Origin of the sequence: Rhodococcus sp. AW25M09 (assembly GCF_000333955.1) — a bacterium.
Lineage (GTDB): Bacteria > Actinomycetota > Actinomycetes > Mycobacteriales > Mycobacteriaceae > Rhodococcoides.
This window is the reverse complement of sequence record NZ_CAPS01000050.1, coordinates 1-10081: the sequence shown is the minus strand read 5'-3', so window position 1 is coordinate 10081 and position 10081 is coordinate 1. Positions and strand designations below refer to the sequence as shown.

The window sequence follows — 10081 nt, the reverse complement described above, 5'->3', positions numbered from 1 at the left end:
GTTGACCGCTGCTGCCGATTTCTGAAATCTGTTCACTGTGCTGTCTCCCGAGTCGCCCTGCACGTGAATCCGAGCGTAGCGGCGTTGCAGGTAGATGGGGTTGTCACTGCGATGACACACCATCCTCCATCGACTCGGCGAGAACATCCAAGGCGTCGAGAACACGCCCGCGCTTCGCACCCAACGCGTCGAACAGTCGTCCGTGAGCTGCGAGCTCGCGGGGAAAGACCTCGTCCACAATGCTTTTGCCCGCATCGGTCAACGTGATCGACGCAGAACGCCGATCCTCGGCAGTGGGTACGCGTTCGATGAAGCTACGCCGTTCGAGTTTTCCGAGCGCCTTGCTCACGCCGGCACGAGTCATCCCGAGCAACTCGGCCAGCCGAGCTGCCGTCACGGGTTCCACTGCGTAGCGCAACGGCACCATCAACTCCACCTCGGCCACGGTGACGTCGGCGGAGGCGTAGATCGGCTCGACGGCCAGCTCGAGCAGTGCGACGACTCGTTTGATCTGGGCCACCACCTCCATCGGCGAGGTGTCCAGTCCGGGATTGAACTCGGCCCACCGTGCGCACGTCAGCTCACGAAGCGATGCATCGGTCATCGTCACCACCAATATTGTTAACCAGTTGACAGTTCTGTTAGGTTCACAACTTACCCCATCGACGCGAGGAGCCCTCTTGACCTATGACACAGTGGTGATCGGCGGCGGCCCCGCCGGACTCAGTGCCGCAACGCTTTTGGCTCGCGCACGTCGGCGCGTGATCGTCGTCGACGCCGAAGAACCGCGCAACGCTCTTGCTGACCATGTTCACAACTTCCTCTCGCGCGACGGTTCCACACCGCACGAGTTGCTTCGGGCGGGACGTCAGGAGGTTCTCCGGTTCGGTGGAGAGGTTTTGCAGGGCAATGTAACTCGAATCGATGACGGCTTCGCCGTTCGCCTCGGCGATGGCGCGGTCCTGGATTCTCGATCGGTCCTGGTGGCCACCGGACTTCGCGACGATCTGCCCGACATTCCCGGCGTCCAGGAGCAGTGGGGTTCGGGAGTACTGCATTGCCCGTACTGTCACGGCTACGAGGTCCGAGATCAGCCCATTGCCGTTGTCGGCGGATCCAACCGACCGTTCACGATCCATCAGGCTTCACTGATTCGACAGTGGTCGAAGGACGTCGTTTTCTTCACCAACGGCGTCGAGCTCACCGAGGACGAACGCCTCAGGCTCGACGCCAGGTCGGTCGGAATCGTCGACACGCCGGTTGCCCGGGTCGTCGTCAGCGACGGCACTGTCACCGGCATCGAACTCGCCGACGGCACGGTCGTGCCTCGAGCAGTCGTATTCGTCGGCCCGACATTCGTCCCGAACGACAGCCTCCTCACCCGGATCGGTTGCACCCGCCTCGAGAACGGATGGGTGGCCACCGATCCGACCGGCCTCACCAGCGTGGAGGGTCTATGGGCAGCGGGAAACGTTTCGGATTCTCCCGCCCAGTTGATCAGTTCGGCCGCCGCCGGCTCGAAGGCGGCAATCGCCATCAATCACTACCTCCTCGAAGTCGATGTGACCCGAGCTGTCAGCACGTTCTGACGCCCTGCCGCCAGGGCTGACGAATGTGTCGGTGCCCCGTTCTACACTTTCGGCAACAGGATCGAATGCATGTTCGATCATTTGTCGCTGGGGGGTGACATGGGGCTACGAAAAGTGGCGTGCACGACGGGGGATCATTCTGCGCTCGCCGACGTTCTGGGCGCGCGCCGGACGATCAACGCGGCCGCCGCATCGGAACTCGCACTCATGGACGACTACGTCCGGGGCCGAACGGCATGCGCCTCGCCGTGGGACACCGGAGTCACCGAGAAAGATCTGTACAACTCGGCAATGTGCGAACTGGCGGCCGCTTTGTCGTCCACCTTCGCCGCCGTCCACAACAAGGTGCAAATGTGGAGGCAACTGAGCCCCCTCGTGCGCCACAGTTTCCTCGACGGTTCGCTCGACCTGGAGCGCGTGAGGACGATCCACGATCACCTGCTTCATGCCCGGCCGGAGACGGTCGTCGCTCTCGAAACCGAAATCCTCAAAGCCGCTGTAGAAATGGCTCCAGGCACCCTGGGTCGCGAGATCGACCGACTGCTCATCGAAGCGGATGCGGAGTGGGACCGCGCTGTGCGCGACCGTGCCGCGCGAACCGAAAAGCGAATCCGGCTTCGTCGACGGGCACGAGGCCTGTCGAGCTTGACTACGTTGATGACCGACGGCGAAGCCGACGAACAACTCTCGCGAATCGATGCCGAGGTCACGCGCGTGCACCCGGAGGATCCACGGTCGGACGATCAACGACGTGGCGATGCCCAGACTGCGCTCATGCGTGGGGAAACACTGCAGTGCGAGTGTGCGACCTGCCTGAACTCGTGCAACAGCGTCGCGGATCAGGCGGCATCCGAGGCATCCGGAGCTCCCGACCACGATTGCCCGGATTCTGAGATACCCGACCCCTCGGACACAGATTCCGACACCGTCGGTGAAACATCCACCAAGAGTGCCGGATCCGCACCACGAGGGCCCGAATTCCCGACAACGCAAGATGCACCCGACACTTCGCCGCCCGACCCGGCACAACCCGACACTGCGCCACCCGACCCTCCGCCGCGATCGCGGCCAGGTGGAGGAACGCTGATCGAGCGATGGCGTGCAATCGTCGAGCACGATCCCCTCGGCGTCCACGCCTTACATCCCGACGGCCATGGAGGCATGACGCTCCCGCCGCCGGGGGCACTGACCTACGTGCCCAGTAGGGCTCTAGCGGCTCAGATACGCGCCGAACATCCGTACTGCCTGCATCCTGGCTGCAACGTGCCCTCGGAACGGTGCGACCTCGACCACATCGTCGAATTCGATCGACAGGACCCGTCGCGAGGCGGTTGGACGATCTCGACCAACGTCGGCCCGCGCTGTCGGCTCCACCACAACCTCAAGACGCGCAAGCTCTGGCGCACCGAACTACTCCCGGAAGGAGTCATGCACATCGTCGATCCACTCGGAAATCACTACTTCACCGCGCCGAGTCTGTGAAGGAGGACTCGCATAGGGTTGGTTCGGTGAGCACCGCGAATCTGACCCGGACCGAAACTCGCAGGCGATCGCGCCACATCGACAACGTGAGCTATCGCGTCCACCTGGATCTCCTGCGCGCCGAGAACATGGACGTCGACACCTTCGAGACCGTCACGACCATCGAATTCGATGCGACCACCGCCGCGACATGGGTGGATTTCATCGGTGCCGCCGTCGACGAGGTCACAGTCAACGGCACCGACTCGCCTGTCGATTACGACGGCGCACGCATTCAGCTGGTCGGGCTGACCGAGCACAACGTAGTTCGGATTCGCGCGCGTGGGCGGTACAGCCGATCGGGTGAGGGCCTGCACCGGTTCGTCGACCCCGCCGACGACAGCGTCTACCTCTACACCCAGTACGAGCCCGCCGACGCGCGACGGGTATTCGCGAACTTCGAGCAACCGGACCTCAAAGCTTCGTTCACCCTGACCGTCGCGGCGCCGTCTGCATGGACGGTCTTGTCCAACCGCGAGGGAATCACGGACGACACGGTCACCACGTTCGCGTCGACTCTGCCGATATCGACCTACATCACCGCGGTCGCAGCGGGCCCGTATCACCGCGTCGAATCATCCTGGACGCGAGGTGAACTCACCGTCCCCCTGGGCGCGCTGTGCCGAGCTTCGTTGGCCGAGTACTTCGACGCGGAGGACATCTTCGACATCACGAAGCGGGGACTGGATTTCTTTCACGACAAATTCGACTATCCGTATCCGTTCGGCAAGTACGACCAGATCTTCGTTCCCGAGTACAACCTCGGCGCGATGGAGAATCCCGGCCTCGTCACGTTCACGGAATCGTACGTATTCCGTTCTGCAGCAACAGAAGCCCAATACGAGGCTCGAGCCAACACCATTCTGCACGAGATGGCGCACATGTGGTTCGGCGACCTCGTCACGATGCAGTGGTGGGACGATCTGTGGCTCAAGGAGTCGTTCGCCGACTACATGGGTGCCTACGCGTCGGCCGAGGCGACCCGATTCACCGACGCCTGGGTCAGTTTCGCGAACCGTCGAAAGGCCTGGGCCTATCTGCAAGATCAACTCCCGACCACCCATCCGATCGTCGCCGACATCACCGATCTCGAGGCAGCCAAGCTCAACTTCGACGGCATCACCTATGCCAAGGGGGCGAGCGTCCTCAAGCAACTGGGGGCATTCGTGGGTGCCGACGCCTTCTTCGCGGCCTCTCGCAACTACTTTCGCACCCATGCTTTCAGCAACACGACACTGACGGATCTGCTGAGCGAGATGTCCACCGCAAGCGGGCGCGACCTCGACACCTGGGCTGCAGCCTGGCTGCAGACCAGCGGAGTCTCGACCCTGACCTACACCGGCGACGCCGTCCAGCAGACATATCCGCGGCCCCACCGTATTGCCGTCGGGCTCTACGACTTGGACGAGGCAGGGAATCTGACCAGAACCCAACGCCACGAACTCGACATCACCGAAGCACGAACGCCGGTCGACCTTCCTGATGCCGCTTTGGTTCTGCTCAACGACGACGACTTGACCTACGCCAAGATCCGTTTCGACGAGCGATCCACCGCCACCGTGCGGGCCCACCTAGACCGAATCGTCGACCCCCTCGCACGAGGGCTGGTGTGGTCTGCGCTGTGGAATTCCACCCGCGACGCCGAGCTCTCTCCACTCGATTACATCGACGTCGCAACCACATTCGCGCCCAGCGAGCCCAAGATCGGTCTTCTCTCAGCGGTCACAGCGAACGTGTCGTACGCGCTGGAGCACTATCTCCCCGAAGACCGGCGCAGCGAACCCACCCGGCAATGGCTCGAGGAGGCGGGGCGTCAGCTGCACGCAGCGGAGCCCGGAAGCGATGCCCAACTGGTGTGGGCTCGAGCGGTCGCGGCGACTGCTCGGCTGGACGACGTGCTTGCCCCGGACCTACGCGCGCTGCTCGACGGCACCCTGACCATCGAAGGTTTGCGTCTCGATCCCGATCAGCGCTGGGCGTTCTGGTTGGCCCTCGCCGCCACCGGCCACGCAACCGCGGCCGAGCTCGACGCCGAACTGGCCTCGGACGACACCTCCTCGGGACGCACTGCACATACCGCGGCCGCGACGGCGATACCAGATGCGGAGGTCAAGGCGCGGGCTTGGAGTGACATCACCGAGCGCGACGACGCGTCCAACGACGTCCTCGATGCCCTGATCACCGGCTTCGGAGCGGGTCGGCGACCGGACCTGACCGAGCCGTACGACGACAGGTACTTCGACTCCATCTCGTCGTTGTGGACCTCGCGCAGTATCGAGATCGCGCGGCGAATCGTCGTTCGGCTGTTTCCGCAGCAGTCATCGACCGACGCCGCAGACGCGTGGCTCGCCGAGCACGAGTGGGCCCCGGCTGCGCTGCGACGCTTGGTAATCGAGCAGAGGGATCACCTGGCCCGGAGTCTGCGGGTGCACGCGCGACTAGAGTGACGGTTATGTCCACCCACGATGCTCGACGCTCGATCGCCACGTCCGCACTCGCCGCCGGTGGCCTGCTCGGCGGCTTCGCCGTTGCCCGACAGTCGCACAATCGCCAACTCGGCGGAGCGGTATTGGCGGCAGTCGGCGTGGCCTGCACGACGCAGTGGCACAAGTCCTCGGGCTCGGCCCGCGCCGGCGTACTGCTCGGGACATACCTGCTCGCGTTCGGCGCTTCACACCCGCTTGCAAAGAAAATCGGTGCGTGGCCCGCTGTCGGCACCGTGGCCGCTGCAACTGCGGCGACGTCGGTGGTCCTGAGCAAGTAGGCCGCTTCAGAGCACCCCGGTACGAATGAACCTGTCCAGAGCGGCGGTCGGTTCCTCGAGGTCCATACCCTGGTCCGAGACCCAATCATCGTCGAAATAAGTCTGTGAGTACCGGTCTCCACCGTCACACAGCAAGGTCACGACGCTTCCACCCCGGCCTGCGGCGATCATCTCTGCTATCAAGCCGAAGGCACCCCAGATATTGGTGCCCGTCGAGCCGCCCACTCGCTTTCCGAGTGCGTCCGAGGTGAATCTCGCAGCGGCAACCGATGCTGCGTCGGGCACGGCAATCATTCGGTCGATCACCTGGCCGACGAACGACGGTTCGACGCGCGGTCTGCCGATGCCCTCGATGCGGGAGGACAGGCCTGTCTCGAAGCCTGCGTCACCGGTCTCGTAACCGCCGATGAAAGCCGAATTCTCCGGATCTACCACGGCCAATTGCGTTGCGTGTCTGCGATATCGGATGTACCGACCGATGGTTGCGCTGGTGCCGCCGGTCCCTGCCCCCACCACCACCCAGTCGGGAATGGGCCATTCCTCGAGCCGAAGTTGGTCGAAGATCGACTCGGCGATGTTGTTGTTTCCGCGCCAGTCGGTGGCGCGCTCAGCGTGGGTGAACTGATCCATGTAGTGGCAGTCCGGATCGGCCGCGAGTCGATGCGCTTCGGTGTACATCTCGCCAGGCCGATCGACGAAGTGACACCGCCCGCCATGAGACTCGATGAGAGCGACCTTGGCCGGGCTGGTGCTCCGTGGCATCACCGCAACGAACTTCAGGCCGAGAAGTCCGGCGAAGTACGCCTCACTCACGGCCGTGGAGCCCGACGACGCTTCGACCACCGTCGTGTGTTCGGTGACCCAACCGTTGCAGATTGCGTACAGAAACAGCGATCGGGCCAGCCGATGCTTCAAACTGCCCGTGATGTGGGTGGACTCGTCTTTGAGGTAGAGCGAGATTCCCCATGCCGCGGGGAGGGGGTAGCGCAGCAAATGGGTGTCGGCACTGCGCTGGGAGTCGGCCTCGATCAGCCGGACGGCGTTGTCGACCCACACCCGTGATCCCGACTGGTCGATAGATCTGGTCATTTCTTGCCGTCTTCACCGCGCAGCTTCGACTGCAGGTCCGCGCGCGCGGCGCGCCTGTCCTCGTCGACTGCTGCGATGGACTCGTTGACGCGGATACGCATCTTCTTGAACAGGAGCAGCGACAGCGGGAGCGAGATCAGCACTGCGAAAATTGCGGCCACGAGAACCGGAACCTTTACGCCGAACAGTAAACCGACGCCGACGATCGCCACCGCGATCGCGATGACGAGTCCAAGTCGCGCGAAGGTGTATGTACCGAGGTTCACGGCGAGGGACTTCTTCGCCGACCTACCTTGCACGGCATTCCCGCTGGTCGGTTCGCTGTTGTCGGCATTCGTCGCTTCACTCACGAGTCCCAGGTTACCGGGCTCGTATCGCATTCCATCCCACCCGTTCGGTGACCGATTTGTCTATTACCTCCCCTTTACCAACCTTGTATCAGTCGAGTACCTAGGGGTTCGAGTGCAACCATGGGTTCCGAACACCGCAGACCGATATCTCCGGTTCGACGCACATGCTCCGAACCGCATCGTAGGAGGAAACGACAGATGAGCGCACCCACATTCCACAAAGCTCAGGACTCACTTCTCACCCCGGGTCAGGTAGCCGCGCTTTTTCACGTCGACCCCAAGACCGTGACGCGCTGGGCACACGCCGGACGCCTCGGGTCCCTCCGTACCCCCGGTGGCCATCGTCGATTCCGTGAGACCGAGGTCATGCAGCTACTGACGTCCCTGACCACGGAAGCCGGAACACACCACTGATCTGGGCTTTCCGGGACTGAACACCCTCGTAGTCCGCACCCGGACGACATCATCGAACATTCTCAGGAATTTGCGATGCCCGACAGGTGCGGAGGCTGTTGAATCGCGGCTACCCTCGTAGTAGGAGGTGCGTCGTGATTTATCTATTGGCGTTGATCGGCTTGGTGGCAGTGGTTGTGCTGTTCTGGAAGGCTTTCGGACCCAACAGTGGGCCTGAGCCGACACGGACTGTCGGACCCGATGACGATCCAGAATTTCTGTGGCGAATCAATCGTGAAGCTCGCCGCGGGGGGAAAGACGGAACCGAAGCCGGTACCGAACCCACCGAGTAGAAGTTATCGACTGCGGCGAGAAGCGGTGGGCGAGTCCGGGAACCCGCTCGCCACCGCTGCCGCAACTTCCAGCAGTGCTTTCCGCGTGCGTCCACGAAGACGATCCAGCTCGATCTCGGCCCCCTCCTCCAGATGAGGATCGAACGGGATCGTTCGGACGTGAGCGCACCTCTGCTCGAAGTGTTCGACTACCTTCTGCAAGTCGACTTTTCCGGCCCTGGGCCGTACGCCGTTGACCACTGCGACCGAACTGGCCACCAAAGTGCGATAACCGTGTGCATCGAGCCAGTCGAGCGTGGCCGACGCGCTTCGTGCGCCGTCGACCGATCCTGAGCTGACGACCACGAGGGTGTCCGTACCTTCGAGAATGCTTTCCATGGCCGAATGCATCAGGCCGGTGCCGCAATCTGTGATGACGATGCTGTAGAACTTCTCCAGCAGTTCGACCGCGTGGTCGTAGTCCTCACCGCTGAACGCCTCTGACGCTGCAGGGTCCGAATCGGACGCCAATACCTCCAACCGATTGACGTTCTGCGAAGTGTACGCCCGAACGTCGCTATATCGCTTGAGAGAATCCATGTCGCGCAACAGGTTTCGTACCGTCGCGGTCGTCTCGGAGGGCACCTTCTGCCCTAGCGTTCCGCGATCGGGGTTCGCATCGGATCGCAATCACTCGATCACCCCGAATCTCGGCGAACGTCGAGCCCAGCGTCGCCGTCGTCGTCGTTTTGCCGACGCCACCCTTCAGCGAGAGCACCGCGACGCGATGGCACCCCACAAGAGTTCGATCGACCTGCGCGGTCAACTCGAGACGTCTTTGCTGGGCGGCACTGTTGCCCACGTCGATTCGACCGCCGGACATCGAGTACAGCGCCCGACGCCACCCGGCCACCGGGGCCGTATTCGCCGATCGGACAAGCAACGAGTCACCGAGATCACTCGCGGAGACCGGATGCGGCAACGACTGATCACCTGATCGAATCGGATCGACGGCCGGTACCGGCGGGGCCACAACCTGCGCGCCCGCTGAGGCGTGTTGCCACTGCTGGGCCTCATGCGAGGCGTGTGGCGGATGTACCGGTTGTGGCCACGGGCCGGCCTGAGGTGCCCACTGATTTTGTGGACCCATCTGACTCTGGGGACCCATCGCCACCTGCGGTCCACCGTGGTTCTGGGGAGCCCACTGATTCCTGGGCCCCATCGTCCCCTGTGGGGCCCACTGCTTCTGCGGTGGCATCTGCCCCTGCGGTCCACCGTGGTTCTGCGGTGCCCAATTGTTCTGCGTTGTCGGGGGACGGGGCGGAAGTGGTTCCGGCGTCATCGGCGGGCTCTGACTCTGCTTGCCCTGAGGCTGTGGCGGCGCAGGCGGTGGAGTCACAGGCCGTGGAGTCACAGGTTGTGGACTCACAGGACGTTCCTGAACCGGAGCCGACTTCTCGGAAGAAGCCCCCCGAGATGTCGGTGGTTCTGCAGACTTTGCAGGCGATGTGTTCGCAGGCTTCTCCCCCACTTCAGCAGGCACTACTGCAACGGCGGCAGGATCTGCGACCGCTGCGCGCTTTCCGGTCTCGGCTTTGCCGCCGACCTCGGTCGACCCGGATCCCGCCTTCGGCGCAACCGGGGATTGAGCCGGACGCGAAACAGAATCCGGCGCCGACGCAGCAGACGCGCGCGGGGGCTCGGGTGGCGCTATGGGCGGGTTCTCGCTGCTTTCGGGCGGCATCGTGATCGGCGTGGAGCGGAAGGGCTCACGCTGTACCGCTGGCTTCACCTCTGGCACGTCCGCGGTCTCGACGGCCGTTCCTTCGGTCGGCCCGGACCGCACAGGACCGTGCTCTTCCGGCGGGTCCTCGTCCAGTGGCCGGACAGGTTGCCAATTGTTTTCGTGCCGATCGGCCATGACCGATTCCCCCCAGTGTCGCGTCCCGCTCCAGATCCTGGCCCGGATGTCTCCCCCATCGAGCCGGATCGGACGCTACCAGCTGCGCGGCAGGAGTGGAGCCTGCGGAACGACCCTGGGAT

At 63.5% G+C, this 10081-nt stretch carries 9 protein-coding genes and 1 pseudogene; 6 read left to right on the top strand and 4 right to left on the bottom strand.

The window, feature by feature from the left end; all coding sequences use genetic code 11:
* Nucleotides 1-103 precede the first annotated feature (103 nt).
* On the bottom strand, nucleotides 104-604 hold the full coding sequence (locus RHODMAR_RS09315) for a MarR family winged helix-turn-helix transcriptional regulator (RefSeq protein ID WP_008713747.1): 501 nt from the start codon (nucleotides 602-604) through the stop codon (nucleotides 104-106).
* A 76-nt stretch (nucleotides 605-680) separates the two neighbouring features.
* On the opposite strand from RHODMAR_RS09315, the gene RHODMAR_RS09310 reads away from it, so the two are divergent.
* From RHODMAR_RS09310 to RHODMAR_RS09295, 4 genes are all read left to right on the top strand, one after another.
* A complete protein-coding gene (locus RHODMAR_RS09310) occupies nucleotides 681-1589 on the top strand; it encodes an NAD(P)/FAD-dependent oxidoreductase (protein ID WP_042938551.1) in 909 nt (302 codons plus the stop codon).
* 69 nt (nucleotides 1590-1658) lie between these two features.
* Complete coding sequence (locus RHODMAR_RS09305) at nucleotides 1659-3071, top strand: HNH endonuclease signature motif containing protein (RefSeq protein WP_008713741.1); 1413 nt, start codon at nucleotides 1659-1661, stop codon at nucleotides 3069-3071.
* Nucleotides 3072-3097: 26 nt separating this feature from the next.
* A complete protein-coding gene (gene pepN / locus RHODMAR_RS09300; protein ID WP_008713738.1) occupies nucleotides 3098-5557 on the top strand; it encodes an aminopeptidase N in 2460 nt (819 codons plus the stop codon).
* 5 nt (nucleotides 5558-5562) lie between these two features.
* A complete protein-coding gene (locus RHODMAR_RS09295) occupies nucleotides 5563-5874 on the top strand; it encodes a hypothetical protein (RefSeq protein ID WP_008713736.1) in 312 nt (103 codons plus the stop codon).
* A gap of 6 nt (nucleotides 5875-5880) precedes the next feature.
* Here the strand turns inward: RHODMAR_RS09295 and RHODMAR_RS09290 are convergent, their stop codons facing one another.
* Nucleotides 5881-6963 (bottom strand): PLP-dependent cysteine synthase family protein, encoded by a 1083-nt coding sequence (locus RHODMAR_RS09290; RefSeq protein WP_008713735.1) that lies wholly within the window; start codon nucleotides 6961-6963, stop codon nucleotides 5881-5883.
* The gene (locus RHODMAR_RS09285) at nucleotides 6960-7343 is read right to left on the bottom strand and encodes a DUF4229 domain-containing protein (RefSeq protein ID WP_008713733.1); all 384 of its coding nucleotides are present in this window, start codon (nucleotides 7341-7343) and stop codon (nucleotides 6960-6962) included. The genes RHODMAR_RS09290 and RHODMAR_RS09285 overlap by 4 nt, the downstream gene beginning before the upstream one ends.
* Nucleotides 7344-7511: 168 nt before the next feature.
* Here RHODMAR_RS09285 and RHODMAR_RS09280 point away from each other — a divergent pair, with 168 nt between their 5' ends.
* Together RHODMAR_RS09280 and RHODMAR_RS09275 are read left to right on the top strand one after the other, a co-directional pair.
* Nucleotides 7512-7727 (top strand): BldC family transcriptional regulator, encoded by a 216-nt coding sequence (locus RHODMAR_RS09280; protein ID WP_008713732.1) that lies wholly within the window; start codon nucleotides 7512-7514, stop codon nucleotides 7725-7727.
* Nucleotides 7728-7861: 134 nt separating this feature from the next.
* Nucleotides 7862-8059, top strand: coding sequence for a hypothetical protein (locus RHODMAR_RS09275; protein ID WP_008713730.1), 198 nt, complete (start codon nucleotides 7862-7864; stop codon nucleotides 8057-8059).
* 3 nt (nucleotides 8060-8062) lie between these two features.
* Here RHODMAR_RS09275 and RHODMAR_RS09270 read toward each other — a convergent pair.
* Nucleotides 8063-9380: pseudogene (locus tag RHODMAR_RS09270) on the bottom strand (nucleotide-binding protein).
* Nucleotides 9381-10081: the final 701 nt, after the last annotated feature.

Excerpts from the sequence above, each read along its gene's own strand:
- RHODMAR_RS09315 (WP_008713747.1), bottom strand. The coding sequence starts at position 604 with ATGACCGATGCATCGCTTCGTGAGCTGACGTGCGCACGGTGGGCCGAG.
- RHODMAR_RS09305 (WP_008713741.1), top strand. The coding sequence starts at position 1,659 with ATGTTCGATCATTTGTCGCTGGGGGGTGACATGGGGCTACGAAAAGTG.
- RHODMAR_RS09295 (WP_008713736.1), top strand. The coding sequence starts at position 5,563 with ATGTCCACCCACGATGCTCGACGCTCGATCGCCACGTCCGCACTCGCC.
- RHODMAR_RS09290 (WP_008713735.1), bottom strand. The coding sequence starts at position 6,963 with ATGACCAGATCTATCGACCAGTCGGGATCACGGGTGTGGGTCGACAAC.
- RHODMAR_RS09285 (WP_008713733.1), bottom strand. The coding sequence starts at position 7,343 with ATGCGATACGAGCCCGGTAACCTGGGACTCGTGAGTGAAGCGACGAAT.
- RHODMAR_RS09280 (WP_008713732.1), top strand. The coding sequence starts at position 7,512 with ATGAGCGCACCCACATTCCACAAAGCTCAGGACTCACTTCTCACCCCG.